This is a genomic window from Leucobacter sp. OLIS6, assembly GCF_002752355.1.
Taxonomy (GTDB): Bacteria; Actinomycetota; Actinomycetes; order Actinomycetales; family Microbacteriaceae; genus Leucobacter.
Genome location: NZ_MRAV01000014.1, coordinates 483,508 through 509,293 on the forward strand (window position 1 = coordinate 483,508; position 25,786 = coordinate 509,293).

The 25,786-nt window shown below is 70.8% G+C and carries 29 protein-coding genes and 4 tRNA genes; 13 read left to right on the forward strand and 20 right to left on the reverse strand.

The annotated features are described in order from the left end of the window. Positions 1-90 precede the first annotated feature (90 nt). From BMH31_RS12415 to BMH31_RS12430, 4 genes are all read right to left on the reverse strand, one after another. Positions 91-855, reverse strand: a complete 765-nt coding sequence (locus BMH31_RS12415) for a YebC/PmpR family DNA-binding transcriptional regulator (RefSeq protein ID WP_099724964.1) — start codon at positions 853-855, stop codon at positions 91-93. A gap of 63 nt (positions 856-918) precedes the next feature. Then, positions 919-1,482 carry an HIT domain-containing protein gene (locus BMH31_RS12420; RefSeq protein ID WP_099724963.1) on the reverse strand — a complete coding sequence of 188 codons (564 nt, stop codon included), beginning with the start codon at positions 1,480-1,482 and terminating at the stop codon, positions 919-921. Further along, a complete protein-coding gene (gene thrS / locus BMH31_RS12425; protein WP_099724962.1) occupies positions 1,470-3,467 on the reverse strand; it encodes a threonine--tRNA ligase in 1,998 nt (665 codons plus the stop codon). The genes BMH31_RS12420 and thrS overlap by 13 nt, the downstream gene beginning before the upstream one ends. A 104-nt stretch (positions 3,468-3,571) precedes the next feature. Beyond that, complete coding sequence (locus tag BMH31_RS12430) at positions 3,572-3,856, reverse strand: hypothetical protein (RefSeq protein ID WP_099724961.1); 285 nt, start codon at positions 3,854-3,856, stop codon at positions 3,572-3,574. Between the two features lie 87 nt (positions 3,857-3,943). On the opposite strand from BMH31_RS12430, the gene BMH31_RS12435 reads away from it, so the two are divergent. Together BMH31_RS12435 and BMH31_RS12440 are read left to right on the forward strand one after the other, a co-directional pair. Continuing rightward, on the forward strand, positions 3,944-4,759 hold the full coding sequence (locus BMH31_RS12435; protein WP_099724960.1) for an alpha/beta hydrolase: 816 nt from the start codon (positions 3,944-3,946) through the stop codon (positions 4,757-4,759). After that, positions 4,752-5,318: a TetR/AcrR family transcriptional regulator gene (locus BMH31_RS12440; RefSeq protein ID WP_099724959.1), complete on the forward strand. Its 567-nt coding sequence runs from the start codon at positions 4,752-4,754 to the stop codon at positions 5,316-5,318. Before BMH31_RS12435 ends, BMH31_RS12440 begins: the two co-directional genes overlap by 8 nt. 24 nt (positions 5,319-5,342) lie before the next feature. On the opposite strand, the gene BMH31_RS12445 is transcribed toward BMH31_RS12440, so the two are convergent. Further along, positions 5,343-5,810, reverse strand: coding sequence for a PaaI family thioesterase (locus tag BMH31_RS12445; RefSeq protein WP_099724958.1), 468 nt, complete (start codon positions 5,808-5,810; stop codon positions 5,343-5,345). A gap of 165 nt (positions 5,811-5,975) precedes the next feature. Between BMH31_RS12445 and BMH31_RS12450 the strand changes: the two genes are divergently transcribed. Both BMH31_RS12450 and BMH31_RS12455 read left to right on the forward strand, forming a co-directional pair. Next, a complete protein-coding gene (locus BMH31_RS12450) occupies positions 5,976-6,650 on the forward strand; it encodes a peptidylprolyl isomerase (protein WP_099724957.1) in 675 nt (224 codons plus the stop codon). 19 nt (positions 6,651-6,669) lie between these two features. Beyond that, positions 6,670-7,821 carry a hypothetical protein gene (locus BMH31_RS12455; RefSeq protein WP_099724956.1) on the forward strand — a complete coding sequence of 384 codons (1,152 nt, stop codon included), beginning with the start codon at positions 6,670-6,672 and terminating at the stop codon, positions 7,819-7,821. Positions 7,822-7,839: 18 nt separating this feature from the next. Here BMH31_RS12455 and BMH31_RS12460 read toward each other — a convergent pair whose 3' ends face one another. From BMH31_RS12460 to BMH31_RS12475, 4 genes are all read right to left on the reverse strand, one after another. Beyond that, entirely contained in the window at positions 7,840-8,436 is a 597-nt protein-coding gene (locus tag BMH31_RS12460; protein ID WP_143469880.1) for a hypothetical protein, read from the reverse strand. Further along, positions 8,433-8,846: a hypothetical protein gene (locus tag BMH31_RS15440; protein ID WP_143469882.1), complete on the reverse strand. Its 414-nt coding sequence runs from the start codon at positions 8,844-8,846 to the stop codon at positions 8,433-8,435. Before BMH31_RS15440 ends, BMH31_RS12460 begins: the two co-directional genes overlap by 4 nt. 475 nt (positions 8,847-9,321) lie before the next feature. Then, positions 9,322-10,533 carry a hypothetical protein gene (locus BMH31_RS12470; RefSeq protein ID WP_099724953.1) on the reverse strand — a complete coding sequence of 404 codons (1,212 nt, stop codon included), beginning with the start codon at positions 10,531-10,533 and terminating at the stop codon, positions 9,322-9,324. Positions 10,534-10,682: 149 nt separating this feature from the next. After that, positions 10,683-11,099, reverse strand: a complete 417-nt coding sequence (locus tag BMH31_RS12475) for a VOC family protein (RefSeq protein WP_099724952.1) — start codon at positions 11,097-11,099, stop codon at positions 10,683-10,685. Positions 11,100-11,216: 117 nt separating this feature from the next. Here BMH31_RS12475 and BMH31_RS12480 point away from each other — a divergent pair, with 117 nt between their 5' ends. Then, positions 11,217-11,978, forward strand: coding sequence for an SDR family oxidoreductase (locus BMH31_RS12480; protein WP_099724951.1), 762 nt, complete (start codon positions 11,217-11,219; stop codon positions 11,976-11,978). Positions 11,979-12,024: 46 nt separating this feature from the next. On the opposite strand, the gene BMH31_RS12485 is transcribed toward BMH31_RS12480, so the two are convergent. Then, a complete protein-coding gene (locus BMH31_RS12485) occupies positions 12,025-12,978 on the reverse strand; it encodes a YafY family protein (protein ID WP_099724950.1) in 954 nt (317 codons plus the stop codon). Between the two features lie 62 nt (positions 12,979-13,040). On the opposite strand from BMH31_RS12485, the gene BMH31_RS12490 reads away from it, so the two are divergent. After that, positions 13,041-14,180: an epoxide hydrolase family protein gene (locus BMH31_RS12490; RefSeq protein WP_099724949.1), complete on the forward strand. Its 1,140-nt coding sequence runs from the start codon at positions 13,041-13,043 to the stop codon at positions 14,178-14,180. Positions 14,181-14,278: 98 nt separating this feature from the next. Here BMH31_RS12490 and BMH31_RS12495 read toward each other — a convergent pair whose 3' ends face one another. From BMH31_RS12495 to BMH31_RS12510, 4 genes are all read right to left on the reverse strand, one after another. Continuing rightward, the gene (locus BMH31_RS12495) at positions 14,279-14,977 is read right to left on the reverse strand and encodes a hypothetical protein (RefSeq protein ID WP_143469884.1); all 699 of its coding nucleotides are present in this window, start codon (positions 14,975-14,977) and stop codon (positions 14,279-14,281) included. A gap of 121 nt (positions 14,978-15,098) precedes the next feature. Continuing rightward, a tRNA-Val gene (locus tag BMH31_RS12500) sits at positions 15,099-15,170 on the reverse strand. Positions 15,171-15,201: 31 nt separating this feature from the next. Continuing rightward, positions 15,202-15,272, reverse strand: a tRNA-Cys gene (locus tag BMH31_RS12505). A gap of 45 nt (positions 15,273-15,317) precedes the next feature. After that, positions 15,318-15,393, reverse strand: a tRNA-Gly gene (locus BMH31_RS12510). A gap of 178 nt (positions 15,394-15,571) precedes the next feature. Between BMH31_RS12510 and BMH31_RS12515 the strand changes: the two genes are divergently transcribed. The 4 genes from BMH31_RS12515 to BMH31_RS12530 all read left to right on the forward strand — a co-directional run bounded on the left by BMH31_RS12515 (position 15,572) and on the right by BMH31_RS12530 (position 18,592). Then, a complete protein-coding gene (locus BMH31_RS12515) occupies positions 15,572-16,588 on the forward strand; it encodes a hypothetical protein (RefSeq protein ID WP_099724947.1) in 1,017 nt (338 codons plus the stop codon). A 106-nt stretch (positions 16,589-16,694) separates the two neighbouring features. After that, positions 16,695-16,770, forward strand: a tRNA-Val gene (locus BMH31_RS12520). Positions 16,771-17,108: 338 nt separating this feature from the next. Next, positions 17,109-17,657: a peptide-methionine (S)-S-oxide reductase MsrA gene (gene msrA / locus BMH31_RS12525; RefSeq protein ID WP_099724946.1), complete on the forward strand. Its 549-nt coding sequence runs from the start codon at positions 17,109-17,111 to the stop codon at positions 17,655-17,657. A gap of 38 nt (positions 17,658-17,695) precedes the next feature. Beyond that, a complete protein-coding gene (locus BMH31_RS12530) occupies positions 17,696-18,592 on the forward strand; it encodes a phosphodiesterase (RefSeq protein WP_099724945.1) in 897 nt (298 codons plus the stop codon). Here BMH31_RS12530 and BMH31_RS12535 read toward each other — a convergent pair. From BMH31_RS12535 to BMH31_RS12545, 3 genes are read right to left on the reverse strand one after another with little or no spacing between them, the layout of a single operon-like run. Next, a complete protein-coding gene (locus BMH31_RS12535; protein ID WP_099724944.1) occupies positions 18,589-19,077 on the reverse strand; it encodes a DUF1990 domain-containing protein in 489 nt (162 codons plus the stop codon). The two genes, BMH31_RS12530 and BMH31_RS12535, sit on opposite strands and share 4 nt — an antisense overlap. After that, positions 19,074-19,616, reverse strand: coding sequence for a GNAT family protein (locus BMH31_RS12540; protein WP_158234966.1), 543 nt, complete (start codon positions 19,614-19,616; stop codon positions 19,074-19,076). Before BMH31_RS12540 ends, BMH31_RS12535 begins: the two co-directional genes overlap by 4 nt. A 42-nt stretch (positions 19,617-19,658) precedes the next feature. Then, positions 19,659-20,354 (reverse strand): PASTA domain-containing protein, encoded by a 696-nt coding sequence (locus BMH31_RS12545; RefSeq protein ID WP_099724942.1) that lies wholly within the window; start codon positions 20,352-20,354, stop codon positions 19,659-19,661. A 197-nt stretch (positions 20,355-20,551) separates the two neighbouring features. Between BMH31_RS12545 and BMH31_RS12550 the strand changes: the two genes are divergently transcribed. Beyond that, a complete protein-coding gene (locus tag BMH31_RS12550) occupies positions 20,552-20,908 on the forward strand; it encodes a VOC family protein (protein WP_099724941.1) in 357 nt (118 codons plus the stop codon). A gap of 28 nt (positions 20,909-20,936) precedes the next feature. Here BMH31_RS12550 and BMH31_RS12555 read toward each other — a convergent pair whose 3' ends face one another. Genes BMH31_RS12555 through BMH31_RS12565 form a run of 3 tightly spaced genes read right to left on the reverse strand, consistent with a single transcriptional unit; the run spans position 20,937 to position 23,822 of the window. Continuing rightward, the gene (locus BMH31_RS12555; RefSeq protein WP_099724940.1) at positions 20,937-21,506 is read right to left on the reverse strand and encodes a type II toxin-antitoxin system PemK/MazF family toxin; all 570 of its coding nucleotides are present in this window, start codon (positions 21,504-21,506) and stop codon (positions 20,937-20,939) included. After that, positions 21,503-22,570, reverse strand: a complete 1,068-nt coding sequence (zapE, locus tag BMH31_RS12560) for a cell division protein ZapE (RefSeq protein WP_099724939.1) — start codon at positions 22,568-22,570, stop codon at positions 21,503-21,505. The genes BMH31_RS12555 and zapE overlap by 4 nt, the downstream gene beginning before the upstream one ends. Before the next feature lie 10 nt (positions 22,571-22,580). Continuing rightward, entirely contained in the window at positions 22,581-23,822 is a 1,242-nt protein-coding gene (locus tag BMH31_RS12565; RefSeq protein ID WP_099724938.1) for an alpha/beta hydrolase, read from the reverse strand. A gap of 75 nt (positions 23,823-23,897) precedes the next feature. On the opposite strand from BMH31_RS12565, the gene BMH31_RS12570 reads away from it, so the two are divergent. Both BMH31_RS12570 and BMH31_RS12575 read left to right on the forward strand, forming a co-directional pair. After that, positions 23,898-24,515 carry a DUF3000 domain-containing protein gene (locus BMH31_RS12570; protein ID WP_099724937.1) on the forward strand — a complete coding sequence of 206 codons (618 nt, stop codon included), beginning with the start codon at positions 23,898-23,900 and terminating at the stop codon, positions 24,513-24,515. Positions 24,516-24,554: 39 nt separating this feature from the next. Continuing rightward, positions 24,555-25,730, forward strand: a complete 1,176-nt coding sequence (locus BMH31_RS12575) for an HRDC domain-containing protein (RefSeq protein ID WP_099725317.1) — start codon at positions 24,555-24,557, stop codon at positions 25,728-25,730. Positions 25,731-25,786: the final 56 nt, after the last annotated feature.

Here is a 25,786-nt window from a genome sequence, read left to right on the forward strand (position 1 = left end):
GCTGTTGACCACCCGGCGGTCGAGCGAGCTCGCGAGTCGAAACGAAGTCCGAGGTCTCGATTCGCAAGCTCGCTCAATCAGCGGATGGTGTCAGTCGTCCGCTTCGAGCTCGGCCTGGACCTCGGGGGTCAGGTCGAAGTTCGTGAAGACGTTCTGCACATCGTCGCTGTCCTCCAGCGCGTCGATGAGGCGGAACACCTTGCGGGCGGTGTCGGCGTCGATCTCGACCTTGAGGTTCGGCACGAACTCGGCGTCGGCCGAGTCGTAGTCGATCCCCGCGTCGACGAGCGCGGTGCGGGCGCCGACCAGGTCGGACGCCTCGGTGAGCACCTCGAAGGCCTCGCCGTTGGGGGTCGGGTTGACCTCCTCGGCGCCGGCCTCGAGCACGGCGGTCAGCACGTCGTCCTCGGTGGTGCCCTCGGCGGGGACCACGATGACGCCCTTGCGCGCGAAGTTGTACGCGACGCTGCCGGGGTCGGCGAGGGTGCCGCCGTTGCGGCTGAGCGCGGTGCGCACCTCTGCCGCGGCGCGGTTCTTGTTGTCGGTGAGGCACTCGATCATGAGGGCGACGCCGTTGGGGCCGTAGCCTTCGTACATGATGGTCATGTACTCGACGGCCTCGCCGTCGAGACCGGCGCCGCGCTTGATCGCGCGATCGATGTTGTCGCCGGGGACCGAGTTCTTCTTCGCCTTCTGAACGGCGTCGACGAGGGTCGGGTTGCCCGAGAGGTCGGCGCCGCCGATGCGCGCGGCGACCTCGATGTTCTTGATGTACTTGGCGAACGCCTTTGCGCGCTTCGCGTCGATGACGGCCTTCTTGTGCTTGGTCGTCGCCCACTTGGAGTGTCCGGACACGGGAGCTCCTTCGATTCTCGATGTTTCAGGTTCTGGGGTGGCGGTCTCGCCGCCGTGGATCGGTCAGGCCTGAGCCTGTGGTCCAGGGTCCACTGGCCAGGCCGCGGCGACCCGCTCGCGCACGTCGCCGAGCAGCTGCGGCATGGCCTTGGTCTTCGCGATGATCGGGAAGAAGTTGGCGTCGGACGCCCACCGCGGCACGATGTGCTGGTGCAGGTGCGCGGCCACGCCGGCGCCCGCGATCGCGCCCTGGTTCATGCCGATGTTGAATCCGTCGCAGCCCATGACCTCGCGGGCGACCCGCATGGCGGTCTGCGTCAGCTCGCCGATCTCGGCGACCTCCTCGGCCGTCGCCTCGTCGTAGCCCGACACGTGGCGGTACGGGCAGACCAGCATGTGGCCCGTGTTGTAGGGGAACAGGTTGAGCAGCACGTAGGCGGAGCGCCCGCGCGCCACGATCAGCGCGTCCTCGTCGCTGCGGGCGGGAGCCGCGCAGAACGGGCAGTCGGTGTGATCGGGCTGGCGATGATCGGCCACGTAGACCATACGGTGCGGGACCCAGAGCCGCTGCAGCTCGTCGGGCTCCCCGACCGCGGCGGTCGAGCTCAGGTCCTCTACTCGGTCCACGCCGTCGACACCTGCTCGTGGCTCCGGATCGCACCGGTGATCCGCTGGATCGCCTCGTCGACGGGGACGCCGTTCATCTGCGTGCCGTCACGGAAACGGAAGCTGACAGCGCCGGCGGCGCGATCCTCCTCGCCCGCGATGAGCTGGAACGGCACCTTCTCCTTGGTGTGGGTGCGGATCTTCTTCGGCATGCGATCGTCGCTGTGGTCGACCTCGGCGCGCACGCCCTCCTCGCGGAGGCGCGCGATGATGCCGTCGAGGTACTCGCCGTACTGCTCGGCGACGGGGATGCCGACCACCTGCAGCGGAGCGAGCCACACCGGGAACGCGCCCGCGTAGTGCTCGAGCAGGATCGCGAAGAAGCGCTCGACCGAGCCCAGCAGCGCGCGGTGGATCATGATCGGCTGCTTGCGCGTGCCGTCGGCGGCCGTGTACTCGAGCTCGAACAGCTCGGGCTGGTTGAAGTCGAGCTGCACGGTCGAGAGCTGCCAGGTGCGGCCGATCGCGTCGCGCGCCTGCACCGAGATCTTGGGGCCGTAGAACGCGGCTCCGCCCGGGTCGGCGACGAGCTCGAGGCCCGATTCCTCGCCGACCTGGCGCAGAGTCTCGGTGGCGATCTCCCACTGCTCGTCGGAGCCCACGGACTTCTCGGGGTCGCGGGTCGAGAGCTCGAGGTAGAAGTCGTCGAGGCCGTAGGCGCGGAGGGTCTGGAACACGAACTCGAGCTGACGCTTGATCTCGTCCTTCACCTGCTCGTCGGTGACGTAGATGTGCGCGTCGTCCTGCGTGAGGCCGCGCACCCGGGTGAGGCCCGAGAGAGTGCCGCTCTTCTCGTAGCGGTAGACCGTGCCGAACTCCGCGAGACGCAGCGGCAGCTCGCGGTAGCTGCGCGCGCGGGCGCGGAAGATGAGGTTGTGGAACGGGCAGTTCATGGGCTTCAGGTAGTAGTCCTGACCCTGCTTGACCACGCGGCCCTCGTCGTCGACCACCTCGTCGAGGTGCATCGCCGGGAACATGCCGTCCTTGTACCAGTTGAGGTGCTGGCTGGTCTCGAACAGCGTGCCCTTGGTGATGTGCGGGGTGTTCACCACCTCGTAGCCGTTCTTCAGCAGCTCCGAGCGCATGAAGTTCTCGATCTCGTGCCGGATGATCCCGCCCTTGGGGTGGAACACGGCGAGACCCGATCCGATCTCGTCGGGGAAGCTGAACAGGTCGAGTTCGACGCCGAGCTTGCGGTGGTCGCGCTTCGCGGCCTCCTCGAGGCGGGTCTGGTACGCGCGCAGCTCGTCCTTGGTCGGCCAGGCGGTGCCGTAGATGCGCTGCAGCATCGGGTTCTTCTCGCTGCCGCGCCAGTAGGCGCCGGCCGAACGCATGAGGGCCCAGCCGTTACCGAGCATGCGGGTGTTCGGGACGTGCGGTCCGCGGCAGAGGTCCTTCCAGCAGAGCTCGCCGGTCTTGGGATCGACGTTGTCGTAGATGGTGAGCTCGGCGCCGCCGACCTCGACACTTTCGCCGTTCTCGGCGGCGGAAGCATCAGTGCCGACGTTGTCGTCGCCGGTGGATCCGCCCTTGAGGCCGATGAGCTCGAGCTTGTAGGGCTCGTTCGCGAGCTCGGCCCGCGCCTCATCCTCGGTGACGACGCGGCGCACGAAGCGCTGCCCCTGCTTGACGATCTTCTGCATCTCGGACGAGATCGCCTTCAGATCCTCGGGGGTGAACGGCGTCTTCGGATCGAAGTCGTAGTAGAACCCGTCGGTGATGGGCGGGCCGATGCCCAGCGTGGTCTCGGGGTTGATGCGCTGCACGGCCTGCGCGAGCACGTGCGCGGCGGAGTGGCGGAGGATGTTCAGTCCGTCGGTGCTCTCGACGGTGATCGGCTCCACGGTGTCCGTCTCGGTGACCTCGGTCGCGAGGTCGCGGAGCTCGCCGTTGACGCGCATGGCGACGATCGAACGGTCGGTGAACAGGGAGAAGCCATCTGCCACTGGGGCACACTCCTTCGCAAGCGGGTGCGGATCGGGAACGAACGGCGGTGCCGTTCACCCCACGATCCTACTGGGTCCGCCGCCGGGCACAGGCGAGCGCGGCGTCAGTCCCCCGTGCGCCGGGATCCCACGGGCGCCGAGCCGGCCCGGCGCGATTCCTCCTCCGCAACCCGCTCCAATGCGGCGTCGGCCCGCTTCCGTCCCGCCCGCATCCAGACGATGCTGCCGACGAGCGGTACGAGCGCGATGAACGCGATCCAGAAGAACAGCTTGACGATGGAGATCACGGCGGTGCACTGACCGAGCGAGCGGATCGCGAACAGCGCGACGACGAAGTGCACGATCACGACCGTCCACCAGACCAGCTCGAAGACGAAGTCGGGATCCATGCCCTCCAGGCTACGGCACCCGTCGCCGCGCCCGGCTCCCGTACCAGACATTGCTATGCATCGTAACTAGATGTTATGCTTCGTAACATGAATGGATCTCTCATCGAAGTCGAGCGACCCGACGGACGCATCGCCGTCGAGGTCACCGGGCGCGGCCCGCTGGTGCTGTGCGTGCCCGGGATGGGCGAGAATCGCGCGTCGTTCCGCCACGTCGTCCCGCTGCTCGCGGATGCCGGGCACCGCGTCGCCGTCATGGACCTGCGCGGGCACGGCGACAGCTCCGCCGAGTTCTCGAGCTACGACGATCCCGCCACCGCGGGCGATCTGCTGGCGGTGGTCGACGCGCTCGATTCCGGCCCGGCGGCCGTCATCGGCAACTCCATGGGGGCTGCGGCCGCGGTCATCGCCGCCGCGGATCGCCCCGAGGCGATCGCGAAGCTGGTGCTCATCGGCCCGTTCGTGCGCGACCACGGCCCGGCCGGCCTGCGCACGCTCATGCGCCTGATGCTGTTGCGCCCCTGGGGCCCGACGGTGTGGCGCGGGTACGCGAGCTCGCTGTTCGGAGCGGTCCGCCCCGACGACCACGAAGAGCAGTTCGGTCGCACCATGGCGCTGCTGCGACGGCCGGGGCGCTGGCGCGCCTTCCAGGCCACCGTGCGCGAGGTCACCCACGCTCCGGCGGAGTCGGCGCTCCCCCACGTCGACGCGCCGACGCTCGTGATCATGGGCTCGCGCGACCGCGACTTCCCCGATCCAGAGGCCGAAGCGCGCTGGATCGCCGACGCCCTCCACGGCGAGCACCGCATGATCCCGGGCGCCGGGCACTACCCGATGGCCGAGCAACCGGAGGCCGTCTTCGCCGAACTGCGCAGCTTCCTGAGCGCGGAGGCCTCGCATGGCTGAACGTCTCAACCGCGGCGCCGTCGTCGCCCGCGCCTCGGAGCTCGTCGACGAGATCGGACTCGATTCGCTCACGATCACGAAGCTCGGGCGCGCCCTCGGCATCGCTCCCCCCGGCGTCTACCGCCACGTCGCGGACCTCGACGATCTGCGCAGCGCGATCGCGCAGCAGGCCGCGCACGACCTCGCCGCCGTGCTCACCACGGCCGGTTCCGGGCGCTCCGGCTCGGCCGCCCTGCACGGGATCGCCGACGGGCTGCGCCGCTGGGCCGAGCAGCATCCCGGGCGCCACGCCGCGCTGCAGATCGCGCCCGAACCGGGCGATGCGGACGGCCAGGCGGCCGCGGAACGACTGATCCGCGCGATCGCCGACGCGCTGCGCGAGTACGCGCTCGCGGGCGACGACCTGACCGACGCGATCCGCTTCGTCCGCAGCACCGTGCACGGCTTCGTCGCGCTGGAGCTCGGCGGAGGGTTCAAGCAGGCCCGCGATCTCGACGCCACCTTCGATCGCATCGTGGACGCGCTCGACGGCGCGCTGAGCTCGTGGGGCGGCCGCTGATCCCGGCTCGCGCCGCCGCGCGCCTCAGCCGTAGATCATGCAGGTCTCCGTGCCGTGCGCCACGATGCGACCCCGCTCGTCGGTGATCGTGCCCTCCGCGAGCGCGGTGGAGCGACCGAGGTGGACCACGGTGCCGGTCGCGCGGAGCACACTGCCATCGGTGGGGACGGTTCTGAGGAAGTTGATCTTCATCTCCAGCGTCCCGTAGCGGACCCCGGCGCCGAGCCGGGAATGCACGGCGCACGCCATCGCCGAGTCGAGGACCGTCGCGTAGATGCCGCCGTGCAGGGAGCCCAGGGGGTTCGCGTACTCGGGGCGCGCGGCGATCACGAACGTCGCCCGCCCCTCCTCGACCTCCTCGAGCTCCATGCCGAGGAACCGGCCGATGCTGGGACCGTGCTCCGGCGAATCGCGGACCGCGCGCAGCACCTCCAGACCGGTCATGGTCGTGGGATCGGGCGGGGTCGATCCCGCGTCGGTGCGGTGCGTCATCCTGAGCCTGCTCTCTGCGTCGAGGGTCCCGATCCGGCCACCCTATCCGCACCCCGCGACGCACCCGCATCGCGCCCACCACGCGAATCGGCCAGACTGGATCCCGCCCCACCGCGTCCCGAGCATCCGGCGCGCGGCCCCGTTCCCTCCCCCGAAGGACATCGCATGCGTCTCCGTCTCGCCGCCCTGCCCGCGATCGCGGCCCTGCTCATCGGCCTCGCCGCCTGCAGCGCAGGCCCCGACGAATCGGCGCCCGCCGCTTCGCAGTCGGCCACGCCGACCACCGCGTCCGCCTGCACCTACCCGAAGGACGGTTCGGCCGCGAAGCCGGTGACGCCGCCGCCCGCGGACCCGAAGACGGCGAAGGCCGCAACGCTCAAGACCTCCGCCGGCGACCTGACCATCGCGCTCGACGGCGAGCAGGCTCCCTGCACGGTGAGCAGCTTCGTCTCGCTGATCTCGCAGCAGTACTTCGACCAGACCGCCTGCCACCGACTCACCACGAGCGGCATCTACGTGCTCCAGTGCGGCGACCCGACCGGCACCGGACGCGGCGGCCCCGGCTACACCTTCGCCGACGAGACCGCACCCGGCATGAGCTACCCCGCGGGAACCGTCGCCATGGCGAACGCCGGACCCGACACCAACGGGTCGCAGTTCTTCCTCGTGTACGACGACAGCACGAGCCTCCCGCCGAACTACACCGTGTTCGGGCACCTCGACGACGCGAGCCTCGCGGCGGTCAGAGCCGTCGCGAAGAAGGGCGTCGAGGGCGGCGGACCTGACGGGGCTCCCGCGCAGAAGGTCACGATCCTGTCGGCCTCCACGGCCGGAGCGTAGCGGGCGCGAAACCGAGCCGATGACCAGCCCCGCGCTTCCGACCCGCCTCTTCGATGCGCTCGCGCGCGGCGAACAGGATCCGATCGTCCGCGATCTCGCCTCGGCACTGGGTGAAGAACCGGTCGAGGCGCTGGAACGCTCGATCGGCGTTCCCCCGATCCGCTCGAAGCACCTGCGATTCGCCTCGGGCGGCGAGCTCGTGTTCCACGACGGTGCGCTCGCCGCCGTGCTCCTCCACCTCGTGCCGACTCCGTTCGCGCCCCGGGGCCTCCGCCTGCAGGATTGGTTCCCCGATCTCGACAAGGATTCCGATCTCGACCGATTCAAGGCGGTCTTCGGCCCGAGCTGGCGGTTCGCGGGCGGTGGTTCCCGATACTTCCCCGTCACCGACGGCTTCGTTCGGCTCACGGTGCGCTCCGGGATCCTCGTCGGCGTGGTGGTATCCGCGGAGGACCCGAAACTGATCTGCCGCCCCGAGGACGAGACCTGCGAGACCTGCGCGGATCTCCCGGTGCTCCGGCCCGACGACTCCCTCGACGTCACGGCCACGATCGAGGTGCTCCGTGCCGCGGTCGCCGACGGGAGACTCAGGGAGGACTCCTCCCGGATCCCGCTCGCGGACCTGGCGCTGCTGCACGATTCCGGGCTCGGCGCCCCCGCGGAAGGCCAGGTCTCCTGCCGGAGCTGCGAGCGCGCGCTCTGCCTGGGCCTGCGACGGGATGCGGAGCCGATCCTCGCGTACCTGCCGTTCGACGTCGCGTGGCGGCGCCCGGCCCCGGAGATCCCACCCGTCGCTCTGTGGGGAGATGCAGCGCGGATCGCCGCGGAACGCGATGCGATGCGCTACGTCGACCACGAACCGGGACGCTGGTTCCTCGTCGCCCGGAACGGCGAGACCTTCCTCGACGTCCGCACGAGCGCCGGCCCGGTCGGCGACACCTCGGTGCTGATCCGGCTCGACGCGGACGAACTCGCCGCGTACGCGTCGGGCGAGCACGAGGCCCTCTCGGAGCTCGCCGAGCGCATCGATCGGAGTGCTCCGACCGCGGAAGGGTCGCCCTACCGGGTCAGGGACCTGTACCGCGGGCCGGAAGCTCCGGGGCTCCGCGCCGCCGTCTCCGCCGCGATCGTCGATCGCACGTGGATCGCGGAGCAGCGCCGGGCGCGCTGAGACGCTCGAACGGTGCGCTCAGGCCTTCGCGCCGAAGCCCGCCGCGTCGATCGGCCACGCCCAGCTCGCGTCCGCGGTCTCCTGCTCGCGGAGCATGCTGCGTGCTCGGGACATCTCGCGCTTGGTGGTCGGCGCCAAGACCGACTGCGGGAACCACTCCCCGGGCAGGGCGTGCAGCGCGAGCGTCTCGATCGTGCCTCCGGGATCGATCGAGCGGATCACCAATACGACGAGCCCGCCGATCCGCCACCACGGCGGTCTCACTGCGGCCGGCAGCAGGGGCCCCGCCGCACGGAGTCTGCGCCCGTACCCCGCGTCGAGGTCGAGCTGCGGCTCGGCGTGGAAGAAGTCGCCGCCGTACCGGTGGACGCAGTACCTCCGCAGCCGATCGGCGTCCTCGGCCAGAATCCCCGGCTCTCCGGGCATCGTGCCCGCCCCGACCGGCGCTCCCGCGAGCGGGAAGATCGCATGCCGTCCGCGGTCAATGACCGGGAAACCGAGATCCGCCCAGTTCGGAGTCCGCCACTCGGGCTCGCCCTCGAGCGCTCGCAGGACCGCCGTCGCGTCCGAGACGCGCAACACCGGCCGGGGCTCCGCGCCCTCCTCCTGACTCATCGCCCCGCCGCCGCGACGAAACGCGTGAAGTACCGCCCGAGCCGTTCCCGTGCCTCGCTCGACAGCTCGGGGTGCCGATCGCCCATCACCGCCGCGACCTCGGCACCGATACCGTCGAGCGGCCGGGTCCAGTCCGGCTGGATCCGCATCGTCTCGAGCAGGAGCGCACGCACCGCGATCCGACCGGCTCCGCACGCGGCCTCGGAAGCGAAACCCGCCCGGGACTCTGCTTCGGCGGAGGCCGGGTCCTTCGCGAGGAACCGGACGACGGCATCGCTGAGGTCGATCCCGTCGAGCAGGCGCATTCGTTCCTCGTGCAGTGCGACCACCTCGGACCACGCCCAGCGGAGGTCGATCCCCTCGACCGCGACCCAGTCCCGAGACCGCCGCTTCGAGACTCCGATTGGCACACCAGACACCCAGCTCGCGGGCACGATGTGCAGCGCGAGCGACGTCGTCTGCCCGGCTTCGCCGTCGACGCGGACCAGTGCGAGGCCCGTCGTCTCGGAGTACTTCCAGACGTTGGCGCGCGTCGCCCCCGCGGTGCGGAGCGCAGCAAGGTACGAGGCGATACTCCGGTGTCCGGCCCCGCCCGAGCCCTCGCGTTCGCGTTCGGCGAGCTCGTCGAGCTCGTCGAGCGTGCGCCAGTTCCCCGCCCAGTGCAGCCCCGCTGACTGCAGCGCGGACCAGAGCGCATCGAAGCTCGGACGAGCACCGGGACATCGGCCTCCGCCCAGCCGTCGCCCACCGCGTCGAACACGGCCGGAGGGGGTCCGCCCGCACGGGTCAGCGCGGTCCGTCCTTCCTCGGGGAGCATCGCGCCCGTCGCCGGAGTGCCCGCCGCGAACGCCGGGATCGGGTCGAGCATCAGCGAGCCGTGCGGCGTCATCCGGCGTTCTGCGCCGGCCGGAGCCGGACGAATCCGTTGGCTTCGTCGACGATGACGTCGCCGGGCGCATTCGCGACGAGCTCCGGCACCCAGCGCTCGTGGCGGTAGAGCACGACCGTCACGCCGTTCCGGGCGAGACCGATCACCGTCTCCGCGAGCCCGGCGTGCGGTTCGTCCCCGCCGCTGAGCTTCACCCCCGCGAGGCTCGGTATTTCACGCAGGAAGGAGCCGTCCGCACCGTCGAGCGCCAGATACAGCTGCTCGACCGGCGTCCGCGTCAGCAGGGTCAGGTCGGCCCCGCGCGTGCTTCCGATGAGTTCCAGGTGCACCAGCCGGGGAAGGTCCGCGATCGCGTCGATGCTGGCGAGCCCCGCGTCGTCGAGCGCGAGCACCCGGAGCCGTTCGAGGCCGCGGCACTCCGCGAGCGGCGAGAGATCGGCGGGCTTCGCGAGGATCACGTCGAGCGCGAGCAACCCGTCGACGGCGCCGATGCCCTCGAGATCGGCGCAGACGTCGAGCCGCAGACCGCGCGCGGCGGGACCGAACATCGTCGCGGCGAACGCACGACGGTCGAAACGGCCCCAGGCCCGGTGCAGTTCCGCGAGGTCCGCATCCGAGTACTCGGCCGTCGCATACTGCCCGAGGACGTCGAACGCCTCGGACGAGGCGATGGATCCGAGTGCGCGCAACGCGCTTCGCCGAGCCGCCGCGCGCTGCCCCGGGTGTGGGGCGAACACCTTCGGGTCGACGTCGGGGTGCGCGGCGATCCACTTCGCGACCTCCGAGACCTTCGCCGGGAGCTGCGAGGCTCCCGCTGCGGCGTCCGCCGGCCCGGGAACGGGTGCGGCGTCCGCCGCGGCGAGCAGCTTGGTGTGCTTCGCGGTCGCGCGACGAATGCTCGCGATCTTCTGCGCCTGGTTGGAGATCGTGTCGGCGGGCACGCGGTCGAGTACCGAGATGTCGGATCGCGCCGCCAGGGTGAGCAGCGCCCAGAACACCCGGATGTCCGTCTCCACGGTGGCCGAGTACTCCTCGACGAAGCACCGCAGGGCCGCCTGCTCGAGCGCCGGATCGCTCGGCGTCTTCGCGGCGCCCGAGATCGCGTTGGGGACGTTCGAATAGCTCCCGAGCTTCGCGAGCAGCTGCTCGGCGGCAGCCGTTCCGAGCGCTTCGGCGAGCGCCTGCGGCGGGGGTGAGGTGTCGGGCATGCGGTTCTCCGGTCCAAGGTGGCGGCTGCATCCGCTGCCGACGACCGTCCGCGGCGACGCTCGCGCACTCATCCTATGCGGGCCGGATCAGCACCCCGCGGCACGATCGGGCACGATGCGGCTCCGGTCTCGGAGCACCCGTCGAGCCCCTACCCGCCCACGGCCTCGCGCGGCGGATTGTGCACGAACTCGATCCGGATGCCGTTGTCATCCTCGACGAACGAGGCGTAGTAGCGGTCCGAGAAGCGCGGGAAGATCTTCGGGTCCCGCACCGGGCTCCACCCGGCGTCGAGCGCGATCCGGTGCAGTCGTTCGACCTCCGCGCGCGAATCGACCGCGAACGCGAGATGCTGCCACCCGATCCGCCCGTACCGATGGGGCTCCCCGCACGTCTCAGGCGCGCGGTACAGGATCAGCTCGGTCTCGTCCTCGCGCGACCAAGCCATGCCGCCCTCCATCTCGCTGCCGTCGGACACGCAGCCCAGCGCGGTGAGCACCGGATCCCACTGCGCGAAGGCGCGGTCGAGGTCGGCGACGGTGAGCCCGAGGTGATCGAAGAGCGGCATGGGGGCAGTCTGGCAGACGGATTCGCCGACGGCACCGCACCGTGCGATCCGCGCTCGGAAAACATGTACGGGCTCACGGGGTTCCGGTGGCCGAGCCCCGCTGCTTAGAGTGAGTGCATGACGACTCCCGCAGAGGTTCCCGCCCGTCCGCAAGCCGTGATCAGCGGAGGAGGGAGCGGGATCGGCCTGGCGTCCGCGCTCAGGCTCGCGCGCGACGGATTCGACATCGTCGTCCTCGGCCGCCGCGAGGAGGTGCTCCGGGAGGCCGCGGACCGGATCCGCGAGCAGACTCCCGACGCTCGGGTGCAGATCGTCGCCGCCGATCTGCAGGACCCCGCGCAGGTGTCTCGAGCCGCGTCGGAGATCGACGGAGCGATCGACGTGCTGCTGAACAACGCCGGCGGCAACGTGCTCGACCGCGGCGACGGGCTGGCGGGGGTCGCCGAGAACTTCGAGGCGAACTTCCGGTTGAACGTGCTGACCGCTGTGCTGCTGACCGAGGAGCTGCTCCCCCGCATCGCCCGACCGGGCGGACGCATCATCTCGATCAGCTCCATCGCCGCGCTGCGAGGTGCGAACGGCTACGGCGCTGCGAAGGCGGCGATCCACGGCTGGATGATGGGCCTGGCCGAACAGCTGGCGCCGGAGGGCATCACCGTCAACTCGATCGCCCCGGGGTTCGTGCCGGACACCGGCTTCTGGGACAGCCGTCGCACCCCCGAGACGATCGCGTCGCGGCTCGCGCAGATCCCGATGAACCGACCGGGCACCCCCGACGAGGTCGCCGGGGCCGTCGCCTACCTCGCGGGTCCCGAAGGCGGCTGGACCACCGGTCAGATCCTGCAGGTCAACGGCGGAGCGCTGCTCGGTCGGGGCTGAGCGGAGGCCGAAGGTCCACGCTCGCCGACGATTCTCCGCGGCGGCTTCACCGGGACCCGACCGCGCGCTGCACCCGCGCGCCGAGCCGGTCGAGCGCGGCGATGAGACCATCCCCCTCGATCACCTCGAAGTCGACGCCGATCTGCGTCACCCACAGGGCGAGGTGGTCCGGGTCGCCGGATCCGAGCTCGACGCGGCACGAGGCCGTATCGACGGCTTCGATCCGGACCGGAACGACGATCTTGGAAGCGACGACGTCCGCGGGAGCGTGCACGAGGATCCGGGCGCGGTGCGCCCATCCCGTGTGGAGCACGCGATCGACGACGAAGTCGACCTCGTCGCGCTCGGGGATCGCACGGGGCCGGAACCGCTTCCCGGTCGGGGTGCGGGGGCGCATCCGGTCGACGCGGAACACACGCCAGTCGTCGCGGTCGAGATCCCACGCGAGGAGGTACCAGAGCGACCCCCACCCGACCAGGCGCTGCGGTTCCACGTGACGGGATTCCTCCGCGCCCTTCGGTTTGACGTAGCCGAAGCGCAACCGCTCGTGCCCGTGGATCGCTGCGGCGACGCCGCTGACGACAGCGAGGTCGAGCGCCGGCCCGGCACCGGGGACCACGGCGGCCGCTCGGCGCACCGCTTCGACGCGATGCCGGAGGCGGGACGGCATCACCTCCTCGAGCTTCGCGAGAACCGCGATCGAGGTCTCCTCGACGCCGAGACGGCCGCCCGCGGCTGCGCTGAGGCCCACCGCAACGGCGACGGCTTCGTCATCGTTGAGCAGCAGCGGAGGCATCGTCGCGCCGGCGCTCAGCCGATACCCGCCCGCGACTCCCGGGCGCGCATCCACCGGGTACCCGAGGGAGCGCAGCTTGCCGATGTCGGCGCGCACCGTGCGGGTGCTCACCCCGAGGCGTTCGGCGAGGGCGCTGCTCGTCCAGTCGCGACGCTGTTGGAGCAGCACCAGCAACTCGAGCAATCGCGCCGACGTTCCCAACATGCTTCCGAGTATTTCAGGGATCGCGGAACGAAACCTTCCGCATTGCCCGGGAGAGTGGAGGCATGAACGCACACACCACCATCACCCCGTTCCGCATCGATATCCCGCAGAACGCCCTCGACGATCTCGACGCACGGCTCTCACGCACGCGATGGGCGGCCACCCCGCCCGGACGCGCCGATCGCGCCGACTTTAGCCGCGGCATCCCGCAGCCCTATCTCCGCGAACTCGTCGAGCACTGGCGCGACGGTTTCGACTGGCGGGCCCAGGAGGCCGCGCTCAACGCCTTCCCGCAGCTGCTGACGGAGATCGACGGGCAGACCTTCCACGCCGTGCACGTCACGTCGTCGAACCCGGATGCGACGCCGCTGCTGCTGTGCCACGGCTGGCCCGGATCGTTCGTCGAGTACCGGCACCTGCTCCCGCTGCTGACCGAGGACTTCCACGTCGTCGTCCCGTCTCCGCCGGGCTTCGGGTTCTCGACCCCGCTGTCGTCGACCGGCTGGGAGGTCGGTCGCACCGCGGAGGCGTACGGCGAGATCATGACCCGCCTCGGCTACGACCGCTTCGTGGCCCACGGCAGCGACCTCGGCTCGGGGATCGTCTCGCAACTGGGCACCGCGCATCCCGAGCGCGTGATCGCCACCCACCTCGCGTGCGAGCAACGCCTGCTCGGCCTGGTCGGGGTGATCTTCCCGATGCCCGACGGGCTCACGCCCGAAGAGCAGTCCGAACTGCACCCGCTGAGCGCGGAGGCGGCAGCCGAACGCGGATACCTCGAGATGCAGAACCACAAGCCCGACACCATCGGAGCCGCCCTCGCGGACTCCCCCCTCGGCCAGCTCGCCTGGATCGCAGAGAAGTTCAAGACCCGCGGCGATCGTCACCCCACGCCGAGCGACTCGGTCGACCGCGACGACCTGCTCGCGAACGTGAGCCTCACCTGGTTCACCAACAGCGGTGCATCGAGCGCGCAGTTCTACTACGAGGCGGCGCACTCCGACACGCCGCCCGCGATGGGCGCACCGGTGCCCGCGGGCTGGGCCGTGTTCGACGCGCACCCGCTCGTGCGCCGGGTCATGGATCCGCTTCAGATGATCGGCCACTGGACGGAGTTCGCCGAGGGCGGCCACTTCCCCGGCCTGGAGGCGCCCGAACTCCTCGCACGGGACATCCGCGATTTCGTGCGCAGCCTCGCCTGACCCGCTCGCCGAGGTGCCCCGTGCTCGGGTTTTCGGTCATCGAAACCGCGGCGCGGGGCGCCTCGTTGCGTATCCGGCGCGCGGGATCGAGCGCCGGGCTACTCCACCGCGCGGCAGGTGTGCCGGACGGGTTGGCCGCGAGGATGATCCGTCGCGAGGCAGACGGTGCCGTCGATGATCCGGCCCGCGGCGGTGGCGCGCGCGTCGACCGTGTCGTCCGTGCCCCGGTTCAGGGCGTACACGCGGATCACGGGGGCGTCGCCCTGTCGCTGCACGGTCAGCGCGGCCTGGGTGACGCCGTGCGGCATCGTGGCGCGGACGCGACGATCCACCGCGTTCAGCGTCTCGGGTGAGACGCTTCCCAACGCGAAGGCTCCGTCGCCCGCCGGTACGTCGTCGCGGCCCAGGACGCCGACGAGCCGGAGCGCCCCGCCCCGCCACTCCCACGACGCTCCGAACGGATGGCTCGCGGTCGGTCCGGTGGTGACGGAGGTGGTGCGTTCGGGCACCTTCGTGTCGGACGCCGCGGCCTCGACGTGCTCGATCGCGACGGCGAACACGTCGCTGCTCCCGGTCTCGGAGACGACCGCGCGGACCATCGCCGAGTAGTCCTCCGCGCTGATCGCGTCGCCGTACTCGATCGCGTAGCTGCCCTTCACCTCGTTCGAGATCCGGACGAGCCCGATCACGCCCGCGACGAGCACGATGAGCACGAGAACGCCGATGATCACCCCGCGGAGATGCCGGCGGACCCACGACGGGCGAGCGGCAACTTTCTCCTGGCCGTCTACGCTCATGGCATCAGTATGGTGCAGCCCGGCGATGCCGCGGCAGGAGACGACCACAGCTCTCATCACCGCACGCCCGGGGAGACGGGGAAACACGAAAACCCCCGGCTCTTACCGGGGGTTTTCTTTGTGCGCGATACTGGGATCGAACCAGTGACCTCTTCCGTGTCAGGGAAGCGCGCTACCGCTGCGCCAATCGCGCCTAAACTTCAGGCTATTCAGTTATGCCAGCGAGGTGGCGACGGGATTCGAACCCGTGTATACGGCTTTGCAGGCCGCTGCCTCGCCTCTCGGCCACGCCACCGTGGTTGTGGTTGACACCACAAGCGGCCGAGTTGCACTCGGCCACTGGAGCGGATGACGAGACTCGAACTCGCGACCCTCACCTTGGCAAGGTGATGCGCTACCAACTGCGCTACATCCGCACATCGCTTGCTCTGCGTTTCCGCTTCGCCCTTGCGACTCGAATAACTATAGGGAAGTTGCTGGGGCACCGCAAATCAGTCCGGTACAGCCGGGCGTGGCGCACCTCAGAACGTTGATTTTCCGCGGTTTTCGGCGCGGCGAGCCGTTTCCGCAGCCCGCTCCCGGATACTGGTTCGCATGGCTCGGAGTGCGCGCAAGACGGTCGCTCGGGTCGCGTGGGCGTGCATCGCGATCCTGGTGGTCGTCGTCGGCGCGCTCGCGATCGCGAACCAGCAGCTCATCTCCGACGAGATCGAGGCGCGCAACTTCACGCCGAGCGAGCAGGTCTCCTCGCTCATCGGCCGGCTCGACCTCACTCCCGCGGGCGAGCGCGTGTTCCTGGCGTCGCAACCGACCCTCGACGCGAGCCAGCACTTCAGCACCCAGTGCTCCGACGTCTCGCACGGCGAGCAGGGGCACGTACTGGGCTGCTACTCGAAGGGCACGATCCACCTCTTCGGCGTCACCGACAAACGTCTCGACGGCATCGTCGAGGTCACTGCCGCGCACGAGCTGCTGCACGCGGTCTACGCGCGCATGGGCGGGGACGAGCAGGCCCAGATGTCCAAGAAGCTGCGCGCCTTCTACGACGAACGGATCAAGACCGATCCGGGGTTGAAGGAGCGCATGTCGGTGTACGACGCGCTCTCCCCCAGCGCGTTCGCGAACGAGCTGCACTCGGTGCTCGGCACCGAGGTCCACACGCTGCCGAAGTGGCTCGAGGATCACTACGCGAAGTGGCTCGGGAAGCGCAGCGCGATCGTCGACGACTTCGACCGGTACCACGGCGTCTTCACGCAGCTGCAGGATCGCGCGAAGACGCTCGAGAAACAGATGACGACGCTGCGGACGAGCGTCGAGCAGCGGCGCGAGGCCTACAACGCGGCCGTCGCGCAGTTCAACACGGACGCGCAGAGCTTCACCAAGCGCAACAACGCGTACGAGTTCGCCGAGGATCCCGATGAGTTCAACCGGATCCGCGACGGCCTCACCGCACGCCAGCAGCAGCTCACGAAGGACCGTGAGCAGCTCGAGAGCGACATCGCGAACTACGAGACGATGCGCACCGAGCTGCAGCAGCTCACCAAGACGAGCGACGAGCTCGATCAGAAGCTCAACAGCGACCTCGCGCCGCCGGCGACGCGCCCCAACTAAGGCACGCGACGCGGCGGAATCGCCCGGGCGGCGACCCGATGTGCATGCCCATTCCGAAAGTGTGTATTATCGATCAGGTTGGCCCGCGGGAGATCGCGAGCGAAACGGGCGATTGGCGCAGTTGGTAGCGCGCTTCCTTCACACGGAAGAGGTCATCAGTTCGAGTCTGGTATCGCCCACCACGAGAACCCCCGGCCGAGCCGGGGGTTCTTTGGGTTTCAGGGATCTGGATCGGCCGGGCCATCGGCAGCAGGAGCTGCGCCAGGCCCGGACCGAGTTCCCGCAGGCGCCGCCCGGGGTCATGTCCCGGCAAGCGTCCCTCGAATCAGCGCTGTCGGCGGGGGCGCAGCGCGTGCCCGCCGATCCGTGCGAACCTCAGCCGTGCCGCTCATCGATCCCAGCCTCTTCCCAGATCGACGGGACCAAATGAGAGCATGAACGCGTTGTCCCTCCTGACGCCGCCTTTCGGCGACGTCGGCACGACACGAACGCACTACCCGACGACCGAGGAGCACGCACCATGACCAGCGGGATCACCGACACCGGATCCATCACCCGCACCCCCGGCACCGAGACGGCCGTGCTGGCCGGCGGTTGCTTCTGGGGGCTCGACGACCTCATCCGCGCGCAGCCCGGCGTGCTGAGCACGCGCGCCGGCTACACCGGCGGGCAGAACGATCACGCCACCTACCGCGACCACCCCGGCCACGCGGAGGCCGTCGAGATCGTCTTCGACCCGTCACGGACGAGTTACCGCGACATCCTGGCGTTCTTCTTCCAGATCCACGATCCCTCGACGCTGAACCGCCAGGGCAACGACATCGGCACCAGCTACCGCTCGGCGATCTTCCCGCTCACCCCCGAGCAGGAGGCGACCGCGAGGGAGACCATCGCCGACGTCGACGCCTCCGGACTATGGCCCGGGCCGGCGGTCACGACGATCGAGCCCGCCGCTCCGTTCTGGGAGGCCGAGCCGGAGCATCAGGACTACCTGCAGCGCTACCCGAACGGATACACCTGCCACTTCCCCCGCGCCGACTGGGTGCTCCCCCGGCGCTCCGAGGCGTAGGCACGGGATCGAGCGGGGTCCGGCCCTAGGCTGGCGCCATGACCGAGATCCGCTTCGGTGCGCACGCGCCGGCCCTCCGCACCCTGCTGCACCTCAGCGACACGCACCTGCTCGACGGCGCTGCGCTCGGCGGCCGCTACGACACCGTCGGCAACCTCGAACGCACCGTCGAGCGGGTCCGTGCGATGGAGCCGCGCCCAGACGCCATCGTGGTGACGGGCGACCTCACGGACCTCGGGGAGCCCGCCGCGTACCGCGAGCTGCGCGGCATGCTCGAGCCGCTGGCCGAGGAGATCGGCGCCGCACTGATCTGGGTGGCGGGGAACCATGACGAGCGCCCGGCGATGCGCGAGCACCTGCTCGACGAGCCGGGCAGCCAGGCGCCCATCACGGCGGTGCACGACCTGGGCGGCTTGCGCGTCATCGCATTGGACTCCACCGTTCCGGGCTGGCACCACGGCGAACTCGAGCCCGAGCAGCTCGCCTGGCTGCGGGCCGAACTGGCCGAACCCGCGCCGCTGGGCACGATCCTCGCGCTGCACCATCCGCCGCTGCCGAGCCACATCCCGTTCTTCGACATCCTGGAGCTGCGCGATCAGCCGGCGTTCGCCGAGGCCATCACGGGCAGCGACGTGCGCGCGATCCTCGCCGGGCACCTGCACTACTCCACGAGCGGGACCTTCGCGGGGATCCCGGTCAGCGTCGCGTCTGCGACCTGCTACGCCATGGACCTGGCCCTGCCGGTCGAGCGGGTGAACGGGATGGATGCGGGCCAGTCCTTCCACCTGGTGCACGTGTGGGAGGACACGGTCACGCACGCGGTGGTGCCGGTGGTCTCGGCCGAGCCGGCAGCGGCGTTCACGCCGCAGTGGTACGCCGAGATGACCCGGCTCAGCCCGGAGGAGCGCCTGGAGCGGTTCAGCCGGAAGCGCTAGTCGAACGCAGCGAGATACCGACGGGTCATGCGCGCCTGCACGAGGCGACCGAGCGGTCCGCCGAGGCGCGTGAACCAGCGGGCCGGTGCAGAGAAGGCGACGATCCGGAACAGGACGTCGCCCGAGGGATCGAGGCGGAGCTCGAACCGCTCCTCACCGCGTTCGGGATGCCCCGGCAGAGTCCCGTAGGCGAACCCGCAGCGATCGACGCCGCGCTCGACCCAGACGACGCGACAGGGCGCGATGAAGTTCAGAGGCCCGATCCGCAGACGCATGCGCACCTCGGTGCCCACGCGGAACGGCGCATCGGATGCGCTCACCTCGGCGCCGGCCCGCCGCTGCACGGCGCCCGACAGGAGCTCGTCGCAGCAGCGCTTGAAGTACTCGCGGCCGCGCCCGATGACGCGCTCGGCACGCACGTGGTGGTACCCCGCCGGCAGCTCGCCACCGGTGGCACCCACCTCGAGGTACGTGAGATCGGTCATCCGTTCGATTCGCGCTGCGCGGCCCACTCCGCGCGCAACAACCCCATGCGCACGATGTCCTCGTAGCGGCCGCGCACCCACGCGTGCTCGCGCTGGCGCCCCTCGATCACGAAGCCGAGCTTCTCGTAGACGCGGATCGCCGCGGCGTTCGACGAGATCACCTCGAGGTGGATGCGGCGCAGGTTGCCGCGGAGGAACGCGAACTCGAGCATCTGCGTCATGGCCTCGGTGCCGAAACCCCGACCGCGGGCGTGCTGCGCCAGCGCGATCCCGACCTCGCCGTGCCGGGCGACCTCGTCGATGTCGAACACGCCCACGGTGCCGACCGCGTCGCCGTCCACGTCGATCACGAAGCTCATGCTGCCGTCCGGGTTCGCCTCGCGCTCCTGGATCCGGGCCTGCCAGGCGTCGCGGCGCGGCGTAGCGGGCCGCCCCGGGTTGCGTTCCTCCCAGGTGTCGAGATCCGAGGCGATCCCGTACAGCGCGTCCCAATCGGCATCGGTACGGGAACGGAGCGAAACAACCGGCGGCGTCGACATGGGACACACCCTACTCCGGGGTACAGACATCGCCTCGAATCGCTACTGCCCCGGCGGCGTCGGGCTCGGAGTCATCTCCGCGGTCTTCTCCATCCGGAGCACGACGGTGCTCCCGAGCTTCGCCCGCTTCCCCGCACCGGGAGAACTGCCGATGACGGTCCAGTTGACCGGGGCCAGCACCGTCCCGCTCTTCCCGTCGAACCGGACCGTCAGACCGAGGTCCTCCAACCGCCACTGCGCGGTCTTGCCGTCGAGCCCTGAGAGGTCCGGCAGCTCGACCCCGTTCTTCCGCGCGTCCTCCTCGCGTGCCGCACGTTCCGCTTCCTGCCGCTCCTTGAGCCGCGCCTCGTACTGCGCCTTCTCCTCCGCGCCGGTCCTCGGACTCGGGGTCGAAGTCGCGCTCGGAGCCGGGCTCGCGGTCGCGCTCGGGGGTGCGGCCGTCCTGCTCGCGCCGGTGCCGGTGGGCAGGGCGATCACGAACGCCGCGATGAACATGATGGTCATCACGACCGCGGGGATTGCCGCGACCGCGCCGAACGCCAGCCCGCCGATGCCGGCACCCCGCGCACGACCGCCGCGGACCGACAGGATCCCGAGCACGATCGAACCGGCGCCGAGCCCGAGGCCGAGGAACGGGACCCAGCAGAACACGAAAGCGGCGATGCCCACCAGGAGCGCGGCGATCCCCGAGATCGGAGCACGGCGGGTCGGCGTCGGATCGGGCTGAGCGGCGGTCACGTTCCTCCTCTGGTCGAGCGCCCGCAGAGTTCGGCGGGCGGGCGCCGACGGATGTCGGCCGCGCACGACTCACAGCGTACACAGGGGCCGGCCCCGGCCGGCACGCGCTCGCGCCGCCCGAACCCGAGGCGTAGCCTGGGCGGGTCGGCGGGATCTCTCCGTCGGCGGACGATCCCGCATCGCACGAAGGAGTCCCGATGATCGGCACCCTGCACAGCACCGTATTCGACTGCCCGGATCCCGCGGCGCTCGCGGAGTTCTATCGCGGGATCCTCGGCGGCACGGTCGTGGCCGGCGAGGACGACGGCTGGGTCGATCTCGAGCTGCCGGAGGGCCCGGCGAAGCTCGCCTTCCAGGATTCCCCCGGGTACGTTCCACCGGTCTGGCCGGGCGACGACGGGGACCAGCAACTGCACCTCGACGTGCTCGTCCCGGATCTCGAAGCCGCGCACGAGCCCTTGCTCGCCCTCGGGGCGCGATTCCTCGAGGCGCACGACACGTTCCGGGTCTATCTCGATCCCGTCGGGCACCCGTTCTGCACCGTCAGCAGCTGATCGCCCGACGACTGCGGCGGGCGGACGGTCAGCGAACGATGCCGAGGTCCCGCGAGAGCTCGGCGACGACGTGCTCGAACCGCGCGCGATCGAGCACGTGACCTTCGCGGCGCATGCCGGAGTCGGAGATGCGCAGCACGCGCTCGGGCGAGAGGAAGCTCTCGCGCCCCTGGCCGTCCCAGCCGCCCGTGCCGACGCTGATGAAGCCGCGGTGCTGCTTGGTCGACAGGTAGCAGCCGGCGACCGTCGTGGCGTCGATGCGCGCGATGATGAGCACCGGGCGATCCTTGCCGCGTCCGTCGTGCTCGGCGTAGGGCACCCAGGTCCAGATGACCTCGCCGGGATCGGGGGTGCCGTCCACGGCCGGCGCGTAGCTCGGGCGCAGGCCCCGGATCTCGGCCGCGCCGAGGTCGCGGGTCGCCCCGTCGCCGGTCTGCCCCGGCGAGGCCTCCGGGCGCGCACCCGACGCACCCGCGCGCGGGCCCGCGGTCGTCCGCTTCCCCGCGGGATCCGAGCGGCTCTGGAGACCGCGGCGGAGCGCTTCGATCAGCGCGTCGAGGATCGCCCGCAGCAGGCCGCCTCCGCCGCCGGAGCTCATGAGGCGATCTCGCCCTGCGTCAGCGCGTTCAGACGGGACATGCAACGGAGATACTTCTTGCGGTACCCGCCGTCGAGCATGCCGCCGCCGAAGATCGTGGTGAGCGGCGCTCCGGTCGCCCGGATCGGGATCTGGGCGTCGTAGACTCGGTCGATGAACGCGACGAAGCGCAGCGCCGCCGACTGGTCGGTGAGCTCGTGCACGTCGCGCAGGCCGATGCACTGCACCCCGGTGAGCATGCCGAAGTAGCTGGAGGGGTGCACCGTCGCGAGATGCGCGACGAGGGTCGAGAAGTCGTCGTCGGTCGTGCGCTCCCCCGCGGCCGCGGCGTCCGCGAGCGCGAAGCGGTACGCCTCGTCGCTCAGGGCGACGGCATCGCCGTCGAGGTCGCGCTGGCGGTAGTCGGTGCCGTCGATGCGGATCGTGACGAAGTTGTCGGCCATGGCCTGGATCTCGCGCATGAAGTCGGCCGCCGCGAAGCGGCCCTCGCCGAGCGCGTTCGGCGGAGTATTGGAGGTAGCGACGATGCGCGAACCCGTCTTCACGAGGTCGCCGATCAGCCGCGTCATGAGCATCGTGTCGCCCGGATCGTCGAGCTCGAACTCGTCGATGCAGATGAGCCGAGCCCCCTGCAGCACGCCGAGCGCGCCCGAGTATCCGAGCGCTCCGACGAGCGCCGTGTACTCGATGAAGGTGCCGAAGTACTTGCGCCCGGCCGTCGCGTGCCAGGTCGCCGCGAGCAGGTGGGTCTTGCCCACGCCGAAACCGCCGTCGAGGTAGACGCCCGGCTTGGTCGGGGTGTTCGGCCGGGGCTCGGCCGCGGCCTTCTTGCGCCCGAAGCCGAAGAAGCCGCCCCGTGCCATCGGCGTCTCGGGCTCCGAGAACGCGCGCAGCGTGTCCCGGGCCTCCGCCTGCGAGGGGTACTCCGGATCCGGACGGTACGAGTCGAAGCTCGCCCCGTCGAACTGGCGCGGAGGGACGAGGGTCGCGACCAGCTCGGCGCCCGAGATGCTCGGGCTGCGGTCGACGAGGTGGGCGGAGCTGTGCTGCGGATCCTGAGACATCGCCGACAGCTTACCCGCGCGGGGCGTCCTCGTCCGCATCCGATGCGGGTGCGGGAGCCGGCAGGCCCCGCAAGAAGCGTTCCGTCGCGGCCTCCCAGGCCTCGGGATCGACGTTCCAGAGCTTCACATGCTCGCCCACCAGCTGCCGGCGCAGCACGACGAGGTCGCTGTGCCGAGCCGCGAAATCGAGCGCTCCGTCCTCCGGCACGTAGGTGTCGCCCGCGCTGACGTGGATCAGCGTCGGCACCGCAAGGCCCCGACCGATCTCGGGCGCGCTGAGCGCGGCGAGCCCCGGCGACGCGGGATCGCCACCGCGCACACGGCCGCCCTCGAGCAGCCGCACGGCGAGCGCCGCGATGGGTCGCGGGATCCCGACGCGTCGCGCCTGGTGCCGCAGCAGCCCGTGCCAGTCGAGCGCGGGCGAATCGAGCACGAGGCCGTCCACCGCATCGCGGTGCGCTCCCCGAGTCGCCGCCAGCGTGCTCGCCGTGCCGCCCATCGACCACCCGAACAGCGTCACCCGGGTCGCACCGCGGCGCACGGCCTCGGCGATCGCCGCGTCGACGTCGCGCTGCTCGGCGGAGCCCAGACCGTAGCGGCCGTGCGCACCGCGCGGAGCGCCCGGATCGTTGCGATAGGAGATGACGAGGCTCGTCAGACCGGCGCGCGCCAGCGGCGGAACACCGCGCAGCGTCTCTGCCGGCAGCGCACCCATGCCGTGCACGTGCACCGCCCACCGGCCGGGCACCGGATCGGCCGGGCGCACGATCCAGGCCGTCGCCGGTCCGTCCTCCAGCGGCAGCACGATCCGCTCGACCGAGGCTCCCTCGCCGATCTCGTCGGCGAGCTCCTCGGGATCCGCGTACCACCACCCGGTCACCCGCCCCGTCGCCCCGCGCCGCACGCGGCCGCGATCGGTCGTGAGGATCTCGCGCGCAGCAGTCCCGCGGCGCGCCTCGAGCACCGGCCCCACCTTCGCGTGGGTGGCGCCGCCATCGAGGATCAGCGAGTAGCTCCCGGGGAGTTCCGACCAGCCGCCCCGGATCCGGACCACCGGGCCGTCGACCCCGTAGCGGCGAGACGCCCGGGCAGCGGGCAGGACCGAACGCACCCGAGTGGAGGAGTCCGGCCGCGCCTCGGGCGTGACCACCCGGCGCGCGACCGCACCGGCAAGCAGCGCGCATCCCGCAGCCGTCGCCGTCGCGATCGCGGCGAAACCGGCGACCGCCTGGATCGGTCGAAGCCTGCTCATGGGCACCTCCGGGATGTTTCTGCAGCGCGGCGTGGCATCCGCACCATACTCTCAGCAATCCTTAGTGTTCCAGGTGTGAAGTCCGGGAACGAAGTGAATGCCGATGCGTTCGAGCGCGCTGCCGAGCAGCTGCGCCACGCACGGTTCCGCAGCGAACTGCAGGTGCGCGAGATCCCGGCCCCCGAACGCATCGCGCCGCGCTCCGTGGCGCTCGCCGCGGGCGTCACCCGAGGCTCGGCGCATCCCGCCGAGGAGAGCGGCGACTCCCCCTACGGGGCGGGTCGCCTGATCCTGCTGCACGACCCCGATTCCGCCGCGGAGTGGGGATCGCCGTTCCGTATCATCTGCTTCGCGCAGGCCCCCCTCGAAGTCGAGATCGGCGTGGATCCGTTCATCGCCGACGTCGCCTGGTCGTGGCTCGTCGACGCCCTCGATTCCCGCGGCGCACAGGTCACGTTCGCGTCCGGGACCGCGACGAAGACGCTGTCCACCGGTTTCGGCACGCTCGAGGAGCAGGGCGATGCCGCGCAGATCGAGATCCGCGCCTCCTGGACCCCGCTCGGCACCGATTTCGGCGCGCACGCGGAGGCCTGGTCGGAGCTGCTCTGCCTGCTCGCCGGACTCCCGCACCAGGAGGGCGTCGCCTCCCTCGGCGCGAAGCGTGCCCACCGCGGCGAAGGCCGGAGGGCGTAACCCGTGCTCCAGCAAGCGGACCTCCACTCCACCTGGACCATGGTCGCCGACGACGCCGGGCTGCGCGCCGCGGCGGAGTCGCTCGCGGCCGGTCACGGCCCGGTCGGCGTCGACGCCGAGCGCGCCTCCGGCTTCCGCTACGGCGGCGAGGCCTACCTCGTCCAGGCGTACCGCGAGGACTCGGGCACGTTCCTCTTCGACCCCACCGGGATCTCCTCGTTCTCCCCGCTCGCGCAGGCGCTCGACGGGCTCGAGTGGATCCTGCACGCCGCGAGCCAGGACATCCCCTGCCTCGACGAGCTCGGACTGCACCCGCCGCGACTCTTCGACACGGAGCTCGCCGCACGGCTCCTCGGCTTCGAGCGCGTGGGACTCGGCGCGCTCGTCGAGTCGCAGCTCGGCATCTCGCTGCAGAAGGCGCACTCGGCGGCCGACTGGTCGACCCGTCCGCTACCCGAATCGTGGCTCGAGTACGCGGCGCTCGACGTCGCCCTGCTGCCCGATCTGCGGGAGTCGATCGCGCACGAGCTCGATGCCCAGCACAAGCGGGAGTTCGCGGAAGAGGAGTTCGAGGCGGTCCGTCAGCGCGCGCCGAAGCCGCCGGTCGAGGAACCGTGGCGCAAGGTCTCGGGCGGCCACCGCCTGCGCTCTCCGCGCGAGCTCGCGATCGTCCGCGAACTCTGGCTCGCGCGCGACGAGCTCGCCCGCGAACGCGACACCGCCCCCGGCCGCCTGCTGCCGGACTCCTCGATCGTCGCCGCGGCCGGCGCCATGCCGCGATCCCGCGGCGACCTGGCTCGACTCAAGACCTTCGCGGGTCGGGCGAGCCGGACCGAGCTGGATCGCTGGTGGGACGCGGCCCTGCGCGGCAAGACCACCGACCAGCTGCCGAAGCCGCGACCACGCGATCCCGACGCGATGCCGCACCACCGCGGCTGGGCCCAGCGCCATCCCGAAGCCGCCGCGCGCCTGTCGATCGCTCGCGAGGCGCTCGCCGCGGAGGCCGAGGAGCGCAGCATCCCCCTCGAGAACCTGCTGACCCCCGAGCTGCTCCGCCGCGTCTCCTGGGCGCCGCCGAAGCCGGCGAAGGGCGCCTCGTCCGCGAGCGCCGAGCAGATCTCCGATCGGCTCGAGGAGCTCGGCGCACGACACTGGCAGGCTGTCATTACTGCACCAATCATCGCCATCGCTTTTGTAGAGGCCAAACAAAGCTGACGCCGCGGGCGCCACGCGTTTCCTGCGGGTTCCGCACGGCGGCTCGTCCCCCGTGC

Bases quoted from the DNA above. Each gene is read 5' to 3' on its own strand.
- BMH31_RS12460 (WP_143469880.1), bottom strand. From the start codon at position 8,436: ATGAGTCAGGAGGAGGGCGCGGAGCCCCGGCCGGTGTTGCGCGTCTCG.
- BMH31_RS12470 (WP_099724953.1), bottom strand. From the start codon at position 10,533: ATGCCCGACACCTCACCCCCGCCGCAGGCGCTCGCCGAAGCGCTCGGA.
- BMH31_RS12455 (WP_099724956.1), top strand. From the start codon at position 6,670: ATGACCAGCCCCGCGCTTCCGACCCGCCTCTTCGATGCGCTCGCGCGC.
- BMH31_RS12550 (WP_099724941.1), top strand. From the start codon at position 20,552: ATGATCGGCACCCTGCACAGCACCGTATTCGACTGCCCGGATCCCGCG.
- BMH31_RS12440 (WP_099724959.1), top strand. From the start codon at position 4,752: ATGGCTGAACGTCTCAACCGCGGCGCCGTCGTCGCCCGCGCCTCGGAG.
- BMH31_RS12565 (WP_099724938.1), bottom strand. From the start codon at position 23,822: ATGAGCAGGCTTCGACCGATCCAGGCGGTCGCCGGTTTCGCCGCGATC.
- BMH31_RS12540 (WP_158234966.1), bottom strand. From the start codon at position 19,616: ATGTCGACGCCGCCGGTTGTTTCGCTCCGTTCCCGTACCGATGCCGAT.
- BMH31_RS12435 (WP_099724960.1), top strand. From the start codon at position 3,944: ATGAATGGATCTCTCATCGAAGTCGAGCGACCCGACGGACGCATCGCC.
- BMH31_RS12450 (WP_099724957.1), top strand. From the start codon at position 5,976: ATGCGTCTCCGTCTCGCCGCCCTGCCCGCGATCGCGGCCCTGCTCATC.
- BMH31_RS12445 (WP_099724958.1), bottom strand. From the start codon at position 5,810: ATGACGCACCGCACCGACGCGGGATCGACCCCGCCCGATCCCACGACC.
- BMH31_RS12490 (WP_099724949.1), top strand. From the start codon at position 13,041: ATGAACGCACACACCACCATCACCCCGTTCCGCATCGATATCCCGCAG.
- BMH31_RS12575 (WP_099725317.1), top strand. From the start codon at position 24,555: ATGGTCGCCGACGACGCCGGGCTGCGCGCCGCGGCGGAGTCGCTCGCG.
- BMH31_RS12480 (WP_099724951.1), top strand. From the start codon at position 11,217: ATGACGACTCCCGCAGAGGTTCCCGCCCGTCCGCAAGCCGTGATCAGC.
- BMH31_RS12530 (WP_099724945.1), top strand. From the start codon at position 17,696: ATGACCGAGATCCGCTTCGGTGCGCACGCGCCGGCCCTCCGCACCCTG.
- msrA (WP_099724946.1), top strand. From the start codon at position 17,109: ATGACCAGCGGGATCACCGACACCGGATCCATCACCCGCACCCCCGGC.
- BMH31_RS12555 (WP_099724940.1), bottom strand. From the start codon at position 21,506: ATGAGCTCCGGCGGCGGAGGCGGCCTGCTGCGGGCGATCCTCGACGCG.
- BMH31_RS12475 (WP_099724952.1), bottom strand. From the start codon at position 11,099: ATGCCGCTCTTCGATCACCTCGGGCTCACCGTCGCCGACCTCGACCGC.
- BMH31_RS12495 (WP_143469884.1), bottom strand. From the start codon at position 14,977: ATGAGCGTAGACGGCCAGGAGAAAGTTGCCGCTCGCCCGTCGTGGGTC.
- BMH31_RS12515 (WP_099724947.1), top strand. From the start codon at position 15,572: ATGGCTCGGAGTGCGCGCAAGACGGTCGCTCGGGTCGCGTGGGCGTGC.
- BMH31_RS12430 (WP_099724961.1), bottom strand. From the start codon at position 3,856: ATGGATCCCGACTTCGTCTTCGAGCTGGTCTGGTGGACGGTCGTGATC.
- zapE (WP_099724939.1), bottom strand. From the start codon at position 22,570: ATGTCTCAGGATCCGCAGCACAGCTCCGCCCACCTCGTCGACCGCAGC.
- BMH31_RS12485 (WP_099724950.1), bottom strand. From the start codon at position 12,978: ATGTTGGGAACGTCGGCGCGATTGCTCGAGTTGCTGGTGCTGCTCCAA.
- BMH31_RS12535 (WP_099724944.1), bottom strand. From the start codon at position 19,077: ATGACCGATCTCACGTACCTCGAGGTGGGTGCCACCGGTGGCGAGCTG.